The sequence below is a fragment of the Plantactinospora sp. ZYX-F-223 genome (assembly GCF_039649625.1).
GTDB lineage: Bacteria > Actinomycetota > Actinomycetes > Mycobacteriales > Micromonosporaceae > Plantactinospora.
This window is the reverse complement of the sequence record NZ_JBDJAV010000015.1, coordinates 61505-79392: the sequence shown is the minus strand read 5'-3', so window position 1 is coordinate 79392 and position 17888 is coordinate 61505. Positions and strand designations below refer to the sequence as shown.

At 73.5% G+C, this 17888-nt stretch carries 18 protein-coding genes; 7 read left to right on the top strand and 11 right to left on the bottom strand.

Annotated features, from left to right (window positions below):
* Nucleotides 1-183 precede the first annotated feature (183 nt).
* Nucleotides 184-624: a hypothetical protein gene (locus tag AAH979_RS17050; RefSeq protein WP_346259087.1), complete on the bottom strand. Its 441-nt coding sequence runs from the start codon at nt 622-624 to the stop codon at nt 184-186.
* Nucleotides 621-3344 (bottom strand): FtsK/SpoIIIE domain-containing protein, encoded by a 2724-nt coding sequence (locus AAH979_RS17045; RefSeq protein WP_346259167.1) that lies wholly within the window; start codon nt 3342-3344, stop codon nt 621-623. Before AAH979_RS17045 ends, AAH979_RS17050 begins: the two co-directional genes overlap by 4 nt.
* Nucleotides 3345-3575: 231 nt before the next feature.
* Between AAH979_RS17045 and AAH979_RS17040 the strand changes: the two genes are divergently transcribed.
* A complete protein-coding gene (locus tag AAH979_RS17040) occupies nt 3576-4133 on the top strand; it encodes a hypothetical protein (protein ID WP_346259166.1) in 558 nt (185 codons plus the stop codon).
* Between the two features lie 12 nt (nt 4134-4145).
* On the opposite strand, the gene AAH979_RS17035 is transcribed toward AAH979_RS17040, so the two are convergent.
* From AAH979_RS17035 to AAH979_RS17025, 3 genes are all read right to left on the bottom strand, one after another.
* Complete coding sequence (locus AAH979_RS17035) at nt 4146-4775, bottom strand: hypothetical protein (protein ID WP_346259086.1); 630 nt, start codon at nt 4773-4775, stop codon at nt 4146-4148.
* Between the two features lie 186 nt (nt 4776-4961).
* Complete coding sequence (locus AAH979_RS17030) at nt 4962-5516, bottom strand: Uma2 family endonuclease (RefSeq protein ID WP_346259085.1); 555 nt, start codon at nt 5514-5516, stop codon at nt 4962-4964.
* A gap of 94 nt (nt 5517-5610) precedes the next feature.
* The gene (locus AAH979_RS17025) at nt 5611-5838 is read right to left on the bottom strand and encodes a winged helix-turn-helix domain-containing protein (RefSeq protein WP_346259165.1); all 228 of its coding nucleotides are present in this window, start codon (nt 5836-5838) and stop codon (nt 5611-5613) included.
* 449 nt (nt 5839-6287) lie between these two features.
* Between AAH979_RS17025 and AAH979_RS17020 the strand changes: the two genes are divergently transcribed.
* Nucleotides 6288-6551, top strand: a complete 264-nt coding sequence (locus AAH979_RS17020; RefSeq protein WP_346259084.1) for a DivIVA domain-containing protein — start codon at nt 6288-6290, stop codon at nt 6549-6551.
* The gene (locus AAH979_RS17015; protein WP_346259083.1) at nt 6548-6814 is read left to right on the top strand and encodes a hypothetical protein; all 267 of its coding nucleotides are present in this window, start codon (nt 6548-6550) and stop codon (nt 6812-6814) included. Before AAH979_RS17020 ends, AAH979_RS17015 begins: the two co-directional genes overlap by 4 nt.
* 120 nt (nt 6815-6934) lie before the next feature.
* Here AAH979_RS17015 and AAH979_RS17010 read toward each other — a convergent pair whose 3' ends face one another.
* From AAH979_RS17010 to AAH979_RS16985, 6 genes are all read right to left on the bottom strand, one after another.
* Nucleotides 6935-8068 (bottom strand): peptidoglycan DD-metalloendopeptidase family protein, encoded by a 1134-nt coding sequence (locus AAH979_RS17010; RefSeq protein WP_346259082.1) that lies wholly within the window; start codon nt 8066-8068, stop codon nt 6935-6937.
* 25 nt (nt 8069-8093) lie between these two features.
* The gene (locus AAH979_RS17005; RefSeq protein WP_346259081.1) at nt 8094-8639 is read right to left on the bottom strand and encodes a hypothetical protein; all 546 of its coding nucleotides are present in this window, start codon (nt 8637-8639) and stop codon (nt 8094-8096) included.
* A gap of 4 nt (nt 8640-8643) precedes the next feature.
* Nucleotides 8644-10665, bottom strand: a complete 2022-nt coding sequence (locus AAH979_RS17000) for an MFS transporter (RefSeq protein WP_346259080.1) — start codon at nt 10663-10665, stop codon at nt 8644-8646.
* Between the two features lie 3 nt (nt 10666-10668).
* Nucleotides 10669-14118: an ATP-binding protein gene (locus tag AAH979_RS16995; protein WP_346259079.1), complete on the bottom strand. Its 3450-nt coding sequence runs from the start codon at nt 14116-14118 to the stop codon at nt 10669-10671.
* Nucleotides 14119-14208: 90 nt separating this feature from the next.
* Nucleotides 14209-14571 (bottom strand): hypothetical protein, encoded by a 363-nt coding sequence (locus tag AAH979_RS16990; protein WP_346259078.1) that lies wholly within the window; start codon nt 14569-14571, stop codon nt 14209-14211.
* 15 nt (nt 14572-14586) lie between these two features.
* Complete coding sequence (locus AAH979_RS16985; RefSeq protein WP_346259077.1) at nt 14587-14898, bottom strand: hypothetical protein; 312 nt, start codon at nt 14896-14898, stop codon at nt 14587-14589.
* A 489-nt stretch (nt 14899-15387) separates the two neighbouring features.
* Here AAH979_RS16985 and folP point away from each other — a divergent pair, with 489 nt between their 5' ends.
* The 4 genes from folP (at nt 15388) to AAH979_RS16965 (ending at nt 17749) form a co-directional block, all read left to right on the top strand.
* Nucleotides 15388-16209 (top strand): dihydropteroate synthase, encoded by an 822-nt coding sequence (folP, locus tag AAH979_RS16980; protein ID WP_346259164.1) that lies wholly within the window; start codon nt 15388-15390, stop codon nt 16207-16209.
* Entirely contained in the window at nt 16206-16616 is a 411-nt protein-coding gene (gene folB, locus AAH979_RS16975) for a dihydroneopterin aldolase (RefSeq protein ID WP_346259076.1), read from the top strand. Before folP ends, folB begins: the two co-directional genes overlap by 4 nt.
* Nucleotide 16617: 1 nt before the next feature.
* Entirely contained in the window at nt 16618-17142 is a 525-nt protein-coding gene (gene folK, locus AAH979_RS16970) for a 2-amino-4-hydroxy-6-hydroxymethyldihydropteridine diphosphokinase (RefSeq protein ID WP_346259075.1), read from the top strand.
* A 127-nt stretch (nt 17143-17269) separates the two neighbouring features.
* Nucleotides 17270-17749 carry a DUF3180 domain-containing protein gene (locus AAH979_RS16965; protein WP_346259074.1) on the top strand — a complete coding sequence of 160 codons (480 nt, stop codon included), beginning with the start codon at nt 17270-17272 and terminating at the stop codon, nt 17747-17749.
* Nucleotides 17750-17888: the final 139 nt, after the last annotated feature.

Below are 17888 nucleotides of genomic sequence, written 5' to 3'. Positions count from 1 at the left end.
CGCGGCGGCCAGGTCGACACCGCCCCGGTGGTAGCGGCATGCGCCCGTCGCCGCTGGCCGGCAGTTCGGTTTCCGTCGTGATGCCACAGCGGCATCATGATGACTCTGTGGCATCACGCTGATCGGGCATATGCCAGCGTCCGGACGACCGCCGGCCGTGGCCGAAGCCCGACGCGCATCCCGCTAGCCGCGCCACCCGGCCAGGTAGACGCCGCCGAGGCAGAGTACGGCCAGCAGGCCCAGCAACGCCGTCACGAGTGCGCCGTAGAGCAGTACCCGGGTCCAGGGCAGCGGGCCGGCCCCGGGCAGCCGGGTCGCGGCGTCCGCCGCGTCCGCGGTCGCCCGGGCGTCCCGCAGCGCCGCCAGCACCGCCTGGGGGCCGCCGGCCATCGCCTGGCCGGCCGCCGCCACCTCCGGCTCGGATGGCACCAGGTCGGCCTCGGCGACGCCCAGCGCGCGCAGCCGGGACTGCTGGGGCACCAGCCGGGCCCGTATCCCGGCCAACTCCTCCCGGGCGCTGTGCACGCCCCGCTCCTGTTCGGCGGCGGCGGTGGCCGCGGACCGGCGTACCTCGTCCAGCCGCTGTGCGGCGGCCAGGTAGTCCTGCCAGGCGTCTCCGCTCACGGCGTACCCTCCCCGTCCGGTGTGCCGTACGGGACGACCAGGCTGGCCAGGTCGGTGCGGCGGTCGTAGAGCAGTGCCCGGCCGGGGCGGGGGTGCCACCCTACCGGTCGACCGAGCAGCCGGGTCACCTCCGGCTCGGGTACGTCGAGGAAGAGCAGCCCGTCGATGCCGGCCGCAGCCGCGTCGGCCGTCCCGGCAACGCTGCCGGGCTCCGGATCGGCGGGCGGTTCGGGCGTCGGCGGTACGGCGACCAGGTCGGTGAACGGGCGCACCGCCCGCCACCAGCCGAGCAGGTGTACGCCCCGGGCCGGGCCGTCGCGCAGCAGGGCCCGGAGCCGGTCGGCCGGCAGGTCGGCCGCCGCCAGCTCGTCCAGCCCGAGGGCGACCAGATAGCCGGGCCCGGCCAGCTCCAGCGCGGCGGCCAGCCCGACGGCGTCCACCCGGCGGACCGGATGTCGCCGGGACAGCTCGGCGGCCAGCGCGTCGGCCGCCGGATCGGGGCCTGGCGCGGCGATCACGAACTCGACGCTGCCGGCGGGATGCCGCGCGGCAAGTCCCCGGGCCGCGCCGGCCACGACTCCGGCACCGGCCGGATCCGGCCCGAGGACCGCGAGGTGCCGGCCCGGCGCCCGGTCGAGGGGCAGCTCCGCCGGGCGCGGCGACACGTCGACCAGCAGCCCGACCGGCGCACCCGCCGGCTCCGGGAGGTCAGCGCCCCCCGCCGGCCTGTCGGCTTCGGCCGGGTCCGGCTCGCCGGCCGGGACCGGAGGCGGCGGTGGGGTCAGGTAGCCGGTGAAGACGGCCGGTGCGGGCGTTCCGGCCGGCCGGTCCGTCCAGAGGCGGTGCCGGAGCCCGCTGAGCGCCCCCTGGTCGGCGTGCGGATCGGGAAACCGGATTGTCCGTTCGTGCCCCCGGGTGGCGCCACGCGGCCCGCCCAGCCCACCGGCGGTGTTCACCACCGCCGTGCCGAGCGGCAGCCCTGCCGCCGAGTCGTTCGCCGGCTCCAGCACGTCCGCGCCGCCGGGCAGCGCCACCCGGACCGGAAACTGCCCGAGGAACGAGTCCCGCCGGGCGCGCAACGCGGCCAGCGCCGGAGCCGGTCGGCCGGTCAGGATCAGGTGTACGCCCGCCGACCGCCCCCGCCGGGCCACCGACTCCAGCCGGGCCAGCGCCTCGGTACCGATCGCGTCCTCCTCGGCCAGCAGCAGCGCGTACTCGTCCAGCACGCAGAGGATCCGGGAGGTGGGGCGGCGGTCGGCGTCGGACCGCTGGGCGGGTACCGGCGCTGCGCCGGCCGGGTGGTCCGGCCCCACCGCCGCCCTCGGGGACGGGTCCGCCGCGCCACGGCGGTCCAGTTCGGCGTCGAGTTCGCGGAGCACCGCGAGGCCGTACTCCCGGTCGGCCTGCACCCCGACCGCCCGGACGTGCGGCAGCCACGGCCCGCCCGGCCCGGTGCCGCCGGACCCGTCCGCCGGCACCGGCACGAAATCGGTGAACGCCGTCCCGTCGGCGAAATCGAGCAGATAGAGCGCCAACTCGTCGGGGTGGTAGCGGGTGCAGAGCCCGTAGAGGACGTTGACCAGGAAGGCGCTCTTGCCGGCACCGCCCCGGCCGCCGACCAGCCAGTGCGGGGTGCGCTCGTCGAAACCGAGCGGCACGGTCCGGTCACCGTCGTGCCCGACCGGGGTGCTCAGCCCGTCGGCCGCCGACTCGGTCCAGAACCCGTCCGACGGCTCCGGCAACAGGTCGTCGAGGGTACGCCGGTAGTCGGCGTGGAACCGCGCGGCCAGGTCCCGGCAGACCCGGTCCAGCAGCGGGGCCGGCGGGCACCCGTCGAGGAAGACCGGTGCGTTGAGACCGGTGCCCGGCAGGTGCGGCACCGGGGCGCTGAACGAGGCTCCGGGCGGATCGCCGACCAGCGCGTACGGGTTGCGCATCGCGATCATGGTGGATCGGGAGAGCGGTGCCTGGCTCGTCTGGACAGTCAGCGGTGGAGGGGGCCAGCCGGCCACGATCAGGTGCAGCCCCGCCTCGGGACCCTCCCGGGCCAGCGCGCCGATCCGGGCCAGGTCGCTCGCCTCGGTCAGCTCCGGCAGCGAGCCGACCACCACCAGCAGGGTACGGTCGTGCCGGTTGTAGCGGGCGGTGGCCGGCCGGGTGGGGCGTACCCACTGCTCGGCCTCGGCCAGCACGGACCGCAGGCCGGTGCGGTCGGTGACCGGCGGCGGCATCAGGCCGGCGTCGGCGAGCGGCGCGAACGGCGCGAAGAGCCGGCCCTCGGCGGTGGCGTCGATGCCCCGCACCAGCAGCGAGCCGGCCGGGGCGGCGGCGAGCAGCCGGAGGAGTACGGACCGGAGCAGCCCGGCCACCCGGGGATCCCGGCTGTCCGCGTCGACGGTGAGGTGGCCGGTGCCGAGCAGCGGCACCAGCACCGGAAACCGGGCGTCGTCCAGCGGCTGGGCGGTGCCGATCCGCACGAAGGCCGGCTGGGCCGGGCCGCCGAGCGGGGCGTCCTCGGACTGGGCGTCCAGCGGCGCGCCGAGCCAGCCCGGGGCGAGTTGGCTCGCCGCCGCGCGCAGCCGTTCGGCGAGTTCGTGCTGCTCCCGCTGGTCGGCCGGGATCGGCCGGATCGCCTCCAGGGCGGTGGCCGCGGCGGCAGTGGTGGCGGCGGCCCGGCGGTGCAGCACAGCCGCTGTGCCGGCGGCGGCCCGCCAGCGCAGCGTGGCGGCGTGCCCGGTCGATCCCCTCCAGGTGTCCACCGCACCAACTCCCTCGTCCTGGTCTGAGACGGTATCCCAGCGCGGCGGCAACTTCGCGGACCTGTGGGATGGTCGTGGCACAGATAGCGGGCATAGCGGGTAGTTACCGCTTGCTCCCTTTTGGTTACCAAGCTGGAATTCACGCCCATTGGGTACGGAGGCGGCAGCGGCTAGCCTCAGGGGGTGGAATCAGTGCACCCCCCGGCCGATTCCCAGGTGTCCCGGGTACCCACCCAGCGGACCCCGCCCGGACAGGCCGCTCCCGAGCCGGTCGCACCGCCACCGGCGCCGCCTCGACGGCGGCTGGGCCTGGTGCTGGCGGTGGTCGGTGGTGCACTGGCACTCTTCTGCCTGGCCGGCGCCGCGCTCGCCTACGTCGCCTACGACCGGTTCACCGCACCCGATCGGAGCGCCCCGGACGTGGTGGTGGACAACTACCTGCGGGCCTTCCTGGTCGACGAGAACGACGTACTGGCCGAGCAGTTCGAGTGCGCCGACTCCGCCGCCCTCGCCCCGCTGCGGGCGCTGCGTGCCGACCTGGCGGCCCGGGAGAAGCAGTTCCAGATCACCTTCGCGGTCAAGTGGGGGCCGCTGGACGTACGCACCCAGGGGGAGCGCGCCGAGGTCTCGGTGGAGCTGGTGATCTCGTACCTGGTGGACAACCTCTCGCAGACCGAGCACCAGCGGTGGCGCTTCGGCACCGAGCAGGACGACGGCTGGCGGGTCTGCGAGGCCAACCCGGTGGGCTGAGCCGCCGGGCCGTCACTCGATCCAGAGCAGGTGCACCGGTACCTCCAGGGTGGTCGGCGGGCGGCCGCTCCACGCCCAGCGGTACCAGTCGAGTTCGGCGGTGACCCGTACGCAGATGTCCCCGTCGTTGCTGGTGTAGACCTCGGTGACGGCGCGCAGGTCGCGCCGCTCGACGGCGTCGGCGACCTGGACCACCCGGCGGCCGGCGACCGCGTCCGCCTCGACCACCGGCACCGGGGCCCGGTGCGTCGGCGCGTCCAGCGACACCAGCCGGGAGATCACGTCCGGCCGGGCCGGTCGGGGGATCGGCGGTGTGCCGGCGTCCCACCCGGAGACCTCGCCGAGAGTCTCCACCCAGACCCGTTCCGCCGGCACCAGCGGGGCGAAGACCTCGATCTGCTCGGCCTCCGCCCGGTACCACTCGTGCTCGGCCAGCACCGGCACGTAGGTGCGGCTGCCCTGCACCACCCGCTCGTCCGCCCGCAGGTCGCCCCGCCAGCCGAGCCCGGGCAGCCCGACCAGCACCCGGCGGCCGCGCAGGTCCACCCGGTCCGCGGCGGCGGCGATCACGATCGGTCGGGGCGGCGCCGGAGCCCAGTCGGGCTGGCCGGCGAACGGATCGGGAAGTGGGTCATGGCTCACGGATCGCTCGACCTACCTGTGGCTCCTCGACGGAACGCGCTCGGCGCCTGACACCGCTATTCTCCAGGCTCTCACCTCGACGGCAACACCGTGCGTGACGGTAGCCAACCAGAGGCGATCATCGGGCAGCCGGCCAGGACAGCAGCGGGTGCCGCCCCAGCCGCCGCCCGGATAGCGGAGATCCGGTCAGTCCAGGCCGTGCTCTCCCGGGGCGGTGTTGAGCACCCAGGCGAGCGGCATTGTGGCTCGCGCCTGGTAGTGGGTGCCATCGAGCCGGTACATGGTGACGGTCTGACCTGGGTCCTGGTCGATGGTCCAGTACTGCGGGATGCCCGCGCCGGCATACTCGGCCGGTTTGGCGGCGGTGTCCATGGCAGCCGAGCCGGGCGAGATGATCTCAACCGCGAGCAGCACGTCCGCGACCGGCAGCCATACGGATTCGGCTTGCGCCTTGCTCCAGACGACCAGGTCGGGAATGCGACCGCCGACGCCGCCGGTCGCGCCGGGGATGCGCAGGCCGACCGCCTGGGCGACGCGGTCCGCCGGGATGCCGGCGGTGAGCAGCCAGCCCATGAGCCGGGTGGCGATGATCGCGTGCGTGTATCCGGCTGGCGGAGTGACCGACAGGACTCCCTCGGGGCTGAGTTCATACCTGTGGTGCTCGTCGGCGGCCATCATCGCGGTGAGGTCGTCAAGCGTGATCACCGTGGGCATGTGTCGACCGACGGCCTCTGCGCTCATGCACGCCATGTTACTGCTGGCCAGAGCTTGTAGGGCCTGGCCCGGGCCGATGAAATGCGGTTCGTCGATGATTCGGGGCTACAAGCCGCCACCATCATCGTCCTGGCTTCTCGGCGACGAAGACGCCACGACCTGGGCGGCCGATCAGGATTCCGCGCTGGCGGAGCCGGGCGGTGGCGCGCTGGATAGTTGCGGGCGAGACGCCGTACTGGTCCGCGAGCTTCTGGCCGGACGGTAGTTGGGACCCAGGTGGAAATTCCTTCCGCTCGATCCTCGCGAGGAGGTCTTCGAGCAGCTCATCCATTGTCGGCGGGATAGGCACAGGTCGCCCCTTGCGGTTCGGTTGGCCCATCCAGTATCGATCATGGATCTGACGTAGGCAACGTATCTGCCAGCTCTGAGCAAAGTGATGAGGTGAGCAAGAAGAGGTAGTGAGCATGTTGACTGAGATGGTGAGGTGCAGTAGCGTCACTGACGTCGGGAAACGATGTCTTTGCGGTCGGTTGGCACCTTTCGCAGGGGCGATGCACCCGTAGAACAACCAGGAAAGTTGACCGGCGGCCAGCACGGCTGCCCCTGTTGCCGTACCGCCGATCTGGGCTGCGGTGGCCGGGGCGGGGGTGGTCCGGCCGGACCCGAAACGGCCGGGCCACCCCCTCCAGCACAGGGAACAAGGACAGGGAACAGGACGGAACACCTCAGGCGAAAGGATGGACGGACGTGCGGCAACTCCTTCGACGCATCCTGACAGGATCGAGAGGAGCCGACCGGTTGTCTTCAGTGCTCGGCGAGCGGCGCGCTCGGCCGTACCAGCCGATGCGGCCCTGGCAGGTGCGGGGCCGGCGGTTCCGGACCACCTGGCGTGGCCTGGACCCGGGCGAGGTCGCGGCCTTTCTCGACCGGGTCGCCGACGACCTCGGCGGCGTCTATGCCCAACTCTCCAGCAGCCAGGAGGAGGCGGCCCGGATCAAGGACGCGCTGCGGCGCTGGCAGTCCGCCCAGGCGCCGAGCATGCGCGAGATGGCGCGACGGTGAGCGTCGAACTGCACCGGTACGTCATCCACCTGCCGATCGTCACGACCGACCTGCTCCGGGCCTGCGTCCTGGCCCGGACCGTCGCTCGGGCGCTGACGTTCCTGTGCGTGGACGTGCCGGAGACCACCGTCTCGGAAGAGCGGAACCAGGACGTACGCCATCGGGTCTTCTGCACCCGGCGGCTGCCGAACGGCCGGCGCTGCGGGCTGCGGATCGACCACGAGATTCCGTGCACCCCACGGGTGCGGCGCCGGTCGATATGACGACGGTGGTGGTCTGCGCCGGGGCGCCCGGACCTGGCGGCCGAGCCTGGTCGGGCGACCCGGTCCCGTTCACGTCTACCCCGACTTCGCCCCGGACGCCGGCCCCGGGCCTGCTACAGCTCAGCCGGACCCGGTGAGCGGTGCGCCCCGGTCCCGCATGAACGGCACCGGGTCGGTGGCGCCGTGCCTGCTCCGGTCACCGCGCAGGTGCACCTCGAAGTGCAGATGCGGCCCCGAGGAGTTGCCGCTCGATCCGACCCGACCGATCACCTGCCCGGCCTCCACCATGTCGTTCTTAGAAACCATCGGTCTGCTGACCATATGGCAGTACCGGGTGATCACGTTGCCCGCGTGCAGGATATCGACGTACCAGCCGCAGCCGCCCTTACCCGGGAAGCCGTCGACGTCGCAGCTCAACCGGCCGCGCCGATCCGGGTCGCAGCGGGACACCAGTACCCGGCCGGCGGCCGCCGCCCGGATCTGGGTGGTGTACTTCGCCGCGCCGATGTCGACGCCGTTGTGCGACGGCCGGCTGGCGGTACGGAATCCGGAGCCGACCGCACCCGGGATCGGCGCGGTCCAGCCCGAGGCGGCGATCTCCGCCCCGTCGGCGCAGCCGAGCCCGAGGTCGGTACCGGCGGCCCGGGCGGCCCCACCGGTCAGCGCGTTCACGATCTCGGTCGCCAGCGGCTCGTGCTTGGCGTACGCGTCCGGGAAGGCGCTGACCTGTACCGCCTGGGCGGCCCGGGTCAGCGACCGCTTCTGCCAGTTCCGGACGGTCTTCAACTTCTCGTAGAACTTCCGGGCCGCGTACTCCGGGTTGCGGATCTGCTCCGGGGTGCCCCAGCCGGTGCTGGGTCGCTGCTGGAAGAGCCCGAGCGAGTCGTGGTCGTTGCGGTCGCCGAGGTGACCGAGGTTGGTCAGGCCGGACTCCTGCATCGCGGTGGCGACCGCGATCACCCAGGCCCGGGGCGGCAGGCCCATCTCCCGGCCCACCTTGATGATGATCGCCGCGTTCCGCATCTGGCTCGTCTTGTACGGCCCGATCAGCGGCAACTCGCCTTCGATCTTGATCGGGTCGGTGTCGCCGCAGCCGAAGGTGGCCGCCGCCAGGTTCTCCTCCTCGGAGGCGAACATGGTCACCAGGAACGCACCGGTGCCCCCGACGCAGCAGAGCAGCGCGAGTACCCCGGTCAGCGCCGTCGCCAGCGCGACCCGGCGTACCGGCCGCCGGGCCGGACCGCGGTCGGTCATCCCTCACCCACCTCCCCGCGCCCGCTCAGCGCCGTTGCCAGTCCACCGTGTCGACCCGCCAGCGGCCCTCCAGCGCCACCAGGCCGAGCCGGAGTTCGCCCGAGTCCACCGGTACGACCACCTCGACCAGGCTGTCGTTCTGGGGTACGACCATCAGCTCGCCGGTGATCCGGTCGGCCGGCACGGTGGCCGGGTCGACGCCGGTCAACTGCTCGGCCAGGTTCTCGGTGACGAGCGGGTGCAGCCCCGCGTGCCACTCGTCGGCGGTCACGTCGCGGTGGTCGAGCCAGGCGGTGGCGAACGACCGGGCCACCTGCGCCGGCTCGGGCGCGCCGGGACTGGTCCGCGGCGACGGCTCCTCGGTCACGGTCAGCCCGTCGTCGCCGGCCGCCGGGTCGGTGACGCTGATCGGGCCGGGAGTCCCGCCGATCAGTCCGGGCCGGCCGTCGCCGGGGCCGGCGACCAGCCGGGCCGCGCCGACGATGCCGACGACGACCACGGCGATCACGACCGCGATCCCGAGCCGGGACCGGAGGAGCCGGGTGAAGAGGAACTCGACGGCCCGCCGCATCGGGTCACCTCGCCTCGGATCGGATCCGGGGCGCCGGGGCAGGTGCCGGGCCGGGCGCGGGTGCGGAATCGGGGCGGTAGATCACGTAGGAGGGGTTCTCCACCGGTACGTCGGGCTCGGTCCACTCCGCCGGCCGGCGCCGGGACGGCCGACCCCGGCCCGGTCGCGAACCGGACCCGCCACCCGGGGCGTCCGCCGGGGGCGTGTCGGGCGGGTCGGTACCCCGGTCGGTGCTGGTCTCCGAGCGGCTGCCGGCGGCGCTCTGCGCCGGGTCCTCGTGCCGGGCCTCCGGGCGTATGTTGGTTTGCTGGACCAGCACGTTGCGGTTCTTGACCCGGACGTCGCGCTCCTCGGACTCGTTCTCCAGCCGGGACGCCGACCGGACGTCCCGGAAGAACCGGCGGTGCCACGAGCCGGCCGAGCCGATCACCTCGGTGCTGTCCCGGCCGCCGCCGAGTTGGGTGATCCGGCGGTACGGCCGCAGCAGCAGCCAGCCCACCACTCCGCAGAGCCAGACCAGCACCACCTGGAGCCAGCCGGGAATGGTGGGGGTACTCATCACCAGGTCGACGGCGAAGAGATAGATCGCCGCGCCGGTGCCGAAGATGGCGATGTTGAACACGGCGGCCACCACGGCGTTGCCCAGCCGGCGCAATCCGGCGCTGGCCGGGCGGAGCAGCCCGACCGTGCCGAGCACCGGGGCGGCGATCACCGCCCACCGGAAGAGCAGGAAGCCGAGCAGCACCAGCAGCGACGCCGTCAGGTCGAACATCGCGAAGAGGATCGCGGCGAGGATGGCGATCAGCCCGGCGCCGATCCGGTCGGAGTCGCGGGCGCCGCGCAGGTACTCGTACGCCTCCGGGTCCTCCTGATGGATCTGCTCGGCGACCTTCATCCACTGTTCTTGCTTGGCCTCGACGGCGGCGGGCCGGGTGCCCGGGTTGGCGGCGATCCGGGCGGCCTCCTCCCAGGTGAACGCCTTGGCGTCGTAGAGCGCCCGGCCGTACTTGCGGGCCGTCTCGCTGTCCGAGGAGCCGAGCGCGCCGCGCAGCCAGTTGCGGTAGAGCATGGTCTCGGTCGCGGTGTCGCCGGCCCGCAGCGCCGGCGGCCGGTTGTCCTTGCAGGCGGCGGGACTGAGCGAGCCGCACCGGTCGGCCGGGATGCTCTTGTCCCGGGGGCCGACCGCCTCGTGCACCACGTTCAGGGTGGTGACCAGGGTGCCGTCCGCGACGTTGGCGGACCGGACCGGCCAGGCGGCGATCGCGGTCACCGCGACCATCACCAGCACCGCCCAGCCGGCGGTGGTCATCGCGTTGCTCATGTCGGACTGCCGGGAACGCCAGAGCAGGTAGATGCCGACGATGCAGAGGGTGATGATGCCGAAGACGCTGAAAACCCGCTCGTAGACCGCCTTGGTGGCCTGCTCGACCAGCGGATCCGCCCAGTCCCACATGGTGCTCGGGTCCCAGGCGCGCTCGCGCAGCGCGTTCGAGGCGCCGATGATCGCGGCGGCGATCCGGATCTCGCCGTCCGCGATCTTGTTGAACACCTTGCTGCCCGGGTCGATCACGTCCGAGGCGCAGCCGCCGGTGTCGTCGTACGTCTCGTAGCTGTAGCCGGCGTTGCCGTACTCGGTGTACATGCCTTTGACGCCCGGCTTGCCGCTCGCCTCCGGCCGGGTGGCGAACCAGCCGCCCAGCCCCTGGTCCGGGGCGCTCGGCGTGGGAGCCTTGACGCAGTCGCGGATGTTCTGCCCGACGTCGGCGAGCCGGTCGACGCAGTCCCGGAAGTTCGCCTCCCACTCGGCGGTGGTGCAGAGCGCGACCTTGGCCCGGCTCGGGACCGGCGCGGCCGAGGCGGGTGCGGCGCCGAGCGCCGGCCAGACCAGCGTGGCGGTCGCCAGCACCCCGATCGCCAGCAGCAGGGCGGCGAGGCGGGCTCCGTTCCTCGTCGGACCCTTTCCAACTCCGACAGCGGGGCGCCGGCGGCCACGGCGGACCGCGAGTGGCGGTTGGAAACGGTCCATCGGTCAAGCCTCCAGGTCCGCGACGGGGGAGGGCAGGTTGGTCGCGGCGGCCTTCGCCGTGACCGGGGTGGTGTCCAGGTGGTCGAGCAGGCCGGGCACGTACGAGACGTCGACGCGTACCTTCTGCACCCGGCCGTCGACGTCGCGCATCACGAACTCCCGGAAACCGAGCCGGTCCGCCGAGGAGGCGTCCACGCTGGACAGTGAGGCCAGGGTCGCCTCGTAGCCGTCGTTGACCGGCACCCGGAGCAGCCGCAGCGCCTCGGAGGCGATGTCGACGTCCTCGGCGATCCGCCCGACGAAGACGGTGGAGACCAGGTTCTGCACGTCGAGGCCGAGGATGTCCTTCGGGTTCTGCGAGGAGACCAGCGCGGCGAGGTTCCACTTCCGGGAGTCCCGGGCCAGCCGGACCAGGAACGACCGGCCGGAGCGCCAGCCCTCCATGAAGTGCGCCTCGTCCAGGCCGACCAGCTTCCGCGACGACATCGCGCCGCCGTAGCAGCGGCGTACCGCCAGCCGGTGCGCGGTGTGCAGCATCGGCAGCGCCAGCGCCTCCTCGGCCGACCAGTACTCCCGCTCGATCTTCAGGTCGGGGAGCCGGAGCCCGGCCATCGTGATCACGGTCAGCGTGGCGTCGGCACCGAGCAGCCCCTCCGGCGGCCGGCCGAAGAAGAGCAGCGCCAGCGGCATCTCGGCGGTGTCCAGCAGCAGGTTGGCCAGCTCCCGGCCCTCGTCCTCCAGCCCGGCCAGGCAGGCCACCACGTCGTCCAGCGTGGAGGTCTCCTCGGCCGGCACCTGGCGTACGGCGTGCCGGAACAGCGTCGCGGTGGACGCCTCCCGGGCCACCTGCGGGGGTACCAGCATCATGCAGATGTCCTGTACCAGCATCCGCCGCTCGGCCCGGGCGTTGGAGACCGCGATCTGGAACTCCCGGTCACCGGCCGAGCCGGTGGGAAACTCGCTGCGCAGCGGCGTCGGGATCAGCGCGTACGGCGCCAGGGTGCCGTGCTCGGAGCCGGTCAGGTTCAACACCCGGGAGTAGGGACGCAGCTCCGGCATCGCGCAGAGCCGGGCCAGCGGGCCGGACGGGTCGAGCAGGGTCACCTGCACCCCGCGCCGGGCGGCCAGATAGCCGAGCGCGCCGAGCAGGGTCGACTTGCCACCGCCCGGCTCGGCGACGAAGACGGCGAGGCCGGAGCGCTCGCGTACCTCCATCGGGAAGTGCATGTCGAGGAAGACCGGCCGGCGGCAGGTGCCCGCCGTCCGCCCGATCAGGTCGCCGCGCCGGTCGCCGACCGTGGAGGCGGCCTGCGGCAGTGCGGCGGCGAGCAGGTTGACCGGCATCCGGCGCAGGTAGCCGGTGTTGGCGATCGGTTCGCCGGGAATGAACTCCCGGGCCAGCCAGTCCTGGTTCTTCGGATGCTGGAGCGAGATCCGCAGCTCCCGCGAGTAGAGCTGGATCAGCCGCCGGGCCCGCTCCAGGCACTCCTCCCGGGTCCGCCCGCCGACCGCGATCCGGTGCCAGCCGTGCGCCCGGGCCGATTCCACCGGCAGCCCGGTGGTCATCTCGTCGCCGATCACCAGGGCCCGCTTGGCCAGCCGCTCCAGCTCGGGCGGGGCGTCGATGCCGTGCTCGGCGTAGTCGAGCTGCTGGGAGCGGATCATCCGCAGCCGGTGTTCGAGGTTGCGGAACGAGTCGCCGGGGCCGAGGATGTCGACTCGGGTGGAGAGCTCCATCGGCCAGGGCAGCCGCTCGTGGAAGTGCAGCCACGGCTCGTGCCGCTCCGGGATCTCCAGCGGCTCCATCCGGCCCACCGCGAGGACGGCGACGTGCCGCTCCTCCCCGGTCACCCGGTTGACCAGCTTCACCGTCGACCCGTACGGGGTGCGGTAGCGCTCCACCTGCTCGGTCAGGGCGAGCAGGTCACCGCGTTCCCAGCGGCCGTTGGTGACCGGCGAGAGCTGGCCGGGCGGGGCCATGCAGAGCGCCACGGAGCGGTACATGAGCCACTCCAGCTCCTCGGCGGAGACCTGCCGCCCGCGCATCCCGAACGCGCCGAGCACCTCGTCGAACTGCTCGACGGTCCGGCCCAGCTTGCGCCGCTCCCCGTCGGCGACGCCCCGGCCGAAGGTCCGGAGGATCCGCTCGGCCAGCGAGTTGCCGAGCGACCGGCGGGCGAAGGTGACGCCGAGATAGGTCTGCCCCTCGGCGTGGTTGACCGAGAGCAGGTGCCGCTGGGCGGCGACCAGGTGGTCCGACCAACTCGGCGCGCCGGGCACGGTGGCCAGCGGCTGCGGGGTGTGCTGGTCGATCGTCCGGGCCCACTCGTCGGCCGGGAACGGCCGGGTGGTCCGGCGCAGGTGCAGCCGGAAGCCGGCGAGGCCGGCGTACTGCTCGGAGATGGCCGAGAGCAGCGCCTCCCGTTCGGCGTCCGGCCGGAACGCCCAGCGCACCTCCGGCAGCCAGTACCACGCGGTGACGGTGTTCGGGGTGAAGGTCAGGTGACCGGCGATCTCGGTGATGGCCAGCTCGACGGCGGGATCCCGGTCGCCGAAGCGGAGCTTCGGGGCTCGTACCCGTTGCGGTTTGGTCAGCGGTTGCGGCCGGGCCGGCTTCGGCGTGCTCCGCCGCTGCTTCGGGGTGACCGGCCCGGGGTCCCGGTCCGCTGGCCTGGCGGCTCGCCGGGCCGGCTGCTCGGCGGGCTCGCGGACGATCGGCAGCGCACCGGAGTGTTCGCCACCGCGCTGCTGCGGCGCCGGTCTCGGCCGCCCCGGGTGCGCCTCGGCCGGCGCGCCGGCCAGTGCCCCGGCGGTGCCACCCGGGACGGCGCGGGGGGCCGCCGGTTCGGCCGGCCAGCCGGCGCCACCGGCCGGGTCGGGGTCGAGGCGGACCGGTTCCACCGGCCGGAGGGCGCCGTCGGCCCGGGCGTCGGTGATGTCGTCGTGCACCGGCCGGGCCGCCGGGGCGGCCGGCGGGGCTTGCCGGGCGGTGGGCTGGCCGGGCGCCGCCTCCGGCCGGGCCGGCGGGAGTTCGTCCGGCTGCCAGGCCGGCAGGCCGACGGCGGCGTCCGGATCCTCGCCCCAGCGTCCGCGTGGCTGCGGTGCGGGCGGGCGGTGTGTGGGGCGGGGCGCCGGGGCGGCCGGCGACGCGGGCTGGACCGGGCCGCCGAAGAGGTCGAGGAAGGGGGAGTCGATGTCCGGGTGCTCGACCGGGGCCGGCGACCGGGCCGGCGGCGCGGCGGCGGGCCGGGCCGGGCGGTTCCGGGCCGGTGGCTGCGGTGCCTGGAAGACCGCGACCCCGCCGTGGCCGGTGTTGCTGAGCAGCGCGGCGTCGTACTCGTTCTCTTCGGCCAGCTCAGACGGGGGGTAGCCGGAGGACTGCGTACCGTTACCAGGATTGTCGGCCGGGCGACCTGCCGGGTGCGACGAGCCCGGCCGGGTGGGGCGGGTCATGCCGCCGCCTCGCCCGGCCCGACGGGCTCCACCGGGAAGCGGCAGAGGAATCTGGTTCGCTCGGTCACGCCGTCACCTCGCTGCGGTCGGTCATGTCAACTGCTCCCGGATCCGGATACGGGTCGCGACCAGTCGGGGGTCGCGCTGTTCTGTCGCCGGTTCGCGGGTGCGCCGCCAGTCGGTCAGTGCCGTCCGGATCACCATCCGGGCGGGCCGATCGGGGTCGACGTACCGGAAGACGAACGAGGTGGTGACGATCGCGAGCGCGATCTCCCAGGCGGGGATCAGCTCGACCTTGAGCGTGAAGAGCCAATGAATGAACATGAAGAGCGGCACCAGCAACATGAACAGCCCGTACTGCGTGTAAGGCAGGTGGATGGGCAGTGTGTAGCCGGGCGGCCCCAGGTAGACCAGGCGGGCCCGATAGATGTCGTCGTCGGTGCGCAGCCGCATCTCGTGCTCCGCGGTCTATTCGAAGATCAGGTTGATCAGGTTCTCGCCGACGAAGAACAGCGTCGCCGCCCCGGCGATGAAGGCCAGGCCGAGTAGCGCGATCGCCGAGCTGGTCAGCACCTTGGAGACCTCGCCCTTGCTGGCCCGGCCGATGAAGATCACGCCGAGTACGGCGAGCAGGATGGGCGCGATGTTGGTGGCGAAGAAGCCGACGATCCCATCGGTGTCGATATTGCCCTCGGGCTCGGCCGCCGTCACGAGCGCGAGGGTGTGGAGCGCGTGCGTGGCAGCCGGCCATGCCGTCTCCACCAGCTCCATGGCGAACATCGGAATCCTCCCCGGGTGCGGCGACGCCTCGCCTCCGCACTGCTGTCAAGCCCGGTCAACCGGGTCGGTCGTGGGGTGTTGATCGACCCTGCGTCTCGCAATCACCGCGAAGGGTGATGGTTTGTGGGCATCTTTGTCCTAATTCGGCCCATCTCTTAAGTTCTGGCATCTGGCTGATGCGAGCGTACGGCGCGTGCCTGTTTGGAACAAGCGGCGCCGAGTGCCACCGATCCGTCCCGACCGGGCAGTTTTCACGTGCCCGCCCGTCCCCCGGATCCGAGCAAGATCGGGCTGCTGCCGGGGAGGGGTGGCCTGCCCGCCGGGCCGAGGGGGCACCTTCACCGGGTAGCGCGATCCGGGGGCGACCTGGGTGGCGACCGGGCAGGTGGGTAGCGTCGAGCCGTGACCGAGTCAGTCCAGGGGGCCGCCGCGACCGGTGGTGGGTCGCCGGGCGACGGCGGGCTGCTCCGCTCTTCCCGGCCGGTGGTGATGGGCGTCCTCAACGTCACGCCCGACTCCTTCTCCGACGGCGGCCGCTACGCCGACCTCGACGCCGCGGTACGGCACGGGGTGCAGATGCACGCCGAGGGCGCCCAGCTCGTCGACGTGGGCGGCGAGTCCACCCGGCCGGGCGCGGACCGGGTCGACGCGGAGACCGAGGCCGCCCGGGTGCTGCCGGTCATCCGGGAACTCGCCGCCCGGGGAGTGCCGATGAGTGTCGACACCTACCGGGCCGGTGTCGCCGCCGCCGCGCTGGCCGCCGGCGCGACCGTGGTCAACGACGTCTCCGGTGGACTCGCCGATCCGGACATGGCCAAGGTGGTCGCCGAGGCGGGCTGCCCGTGGATCCTGATGCACTGGCGCGCGCACGCCAAGCGGATGCAGGAACTCGCCCGCTACACCGACGTGGTCACCGACGTACGGGCCGAGCTGGCGCAGCGAATCGAGGACGCCCTCGCCGCCGGGGTCGCCGCCGACCGCATCGTGATCGACCCGGGCCTCGGCTTCGCCAAGCGGCCGGCCGACAACTGGCAGCTCACCGCCCGGCTGCCGGAGCTGCTGGCGCTCGGCTATCCGCTGCTCTTCGGGGCCAGTCGCAAGTCGTACCTGGGTATGCTGCTGGCCGGCCCGGACGGCACGCCACGGCCGACCGGCGGGCGTACCGCCGCCACGGTCGCCACCAGCGTGCTGGCGGTCGCGGCCGGCGCCTGGGGGGTACGGGTGCACGACGTACGGGAGACCGTGGACGCGCTCGCGGTCTGGGCCGCCAGTGGCCGGCCCCGGCTGGTGACCGGGGAGGTGGCCGGATGACCGGGCCAGCCGGCGAAGGCGGTCGGCCCGCCGGGCCATCCGGTCCGGGCACCGACCGGATCGTGCTGACCGGGCTGCGGGCGCGTGGCCGGCACGGCGTCTACGACTTCGAGCGCGCCCAGGGCCAGGACTTCGTCGTCGACGTGGTGCTGGAACTCGACCTCACGATGGCGGGCCGCTCCGACGACGTGGCCGACACCGTGCACTACGGCGAGCTCGCCGAGCGGCTGGTCGCGATCGTGACCGGCGAGCCGGTCAACCTGATCGAGACGCTGGCCGAGCGGCTCGCCGCCGCCTGTCTCGCCGATCCACGGGTACTGGTCGCCTCGGTCACCGTGCACAAGCCGCAGGCGCCGATCCCGCACGACTTCGCCGACGTGGCGGTGACCGTGACCCGGCGGAGGTGACATGACCCGGGCCGTGCTCTCGCTCGGCAGCAACCTCGGCGACCGGCTCGGACACCTGCGCGCGGCGGTGACCGGGCTGCGGGACGTCCTCCTGGTGGCCTCCGGGGTCTACGAGACGCCGCCGTGGGGCGAGGAGGACCAGCCGGCGTACCTGAACGCCGTCCTGCTGGTCGCGGACGACGCGGCCGGCCCGCGCGACTGGCTGGACCGGGCCCGGGCCGCCGAGACGGCGGCCGGCCGGGTCCGCGACCCGGAGCGCCGGTTCGGGCCACGCAGCCTCGACGTGGACGTGATCGCGGTCTGGTCGGCCGACGGCGAGCCGGTGTGCAGCGACGACCCGGAGCTGACCCTGCCGCACCCCCGGGCCCACCTGCGGGCGTTCGTGCTCCGGCCGTGGATCGACATCCAGCCGTACGGGCGGCTGCCCGGCCACGGCTGGCTGACCGACCTGATGTCGACCGAGCCGGTCGCCACCGACGTGCTGGACGTGCGCCCCCGCCCGGATCTGCGGATAGAGTCGGATTGACGGTGACCGCGGTGCGGACCGGACGGGTCCGCCGGCCTGCGCGATCCGGTGCCGACGAGCGGAGTGAGGAAGAGTTGTGACCGAGCGCAGACCCCCGACGCGCGGCCCGGCCCCCGAGCGCGGGCGGATGGGTCCGACCAGACCCGCCTCCCTGGTGGTGGCCGGACTCGCCTCGGCGGCCCTGGCCTGGTTGCTGGTCAGCAGCTTCTACAGCCACATTCCGCCGCTGCCCTGGCTGCCCATCGTCACCCTGCTCGCGCTCGCCGCCCTGGAGGGGTACGCCGCCGCGAACACCAAGGCCCGGATCGAGCGCAAGCCCGGCCGGGATCCGGTCGACCCGCTGGCGGTGGCCCGGTTCGTCGTACTGGCCAAGGCGTCGGCGTTGGCCGGGTCGATCTTCGCCGGCTTCTACGCCGGGCTGGACGTCTGGCTGCTGATCGAGCGGACCCGGGCGGCCGCCAACGACGTACCGGCGGCCAGTGCGGGACTCGGCGCCTCGCTCGCCCTGGTCGGCGCGGCGCTCTGGTTGGAGCGCTCCTGCCGGGTACCCGATCGTGATGATCAAGATTCACAGCGTGACGACGTGGGTCGGCGCGACGAGCGCTGAGCAGGTCGCGCGCCGAATCGACGCGCACCGGGGGTGACGGCCGGGCGTGCACGCGGGTACGGTGCCTCCGACCGGGCCAGATCCGCTCGCTTCACTGGATCGGGCCCAGTCCGACCGCTCCGGTCCCGGATGCCGCCCC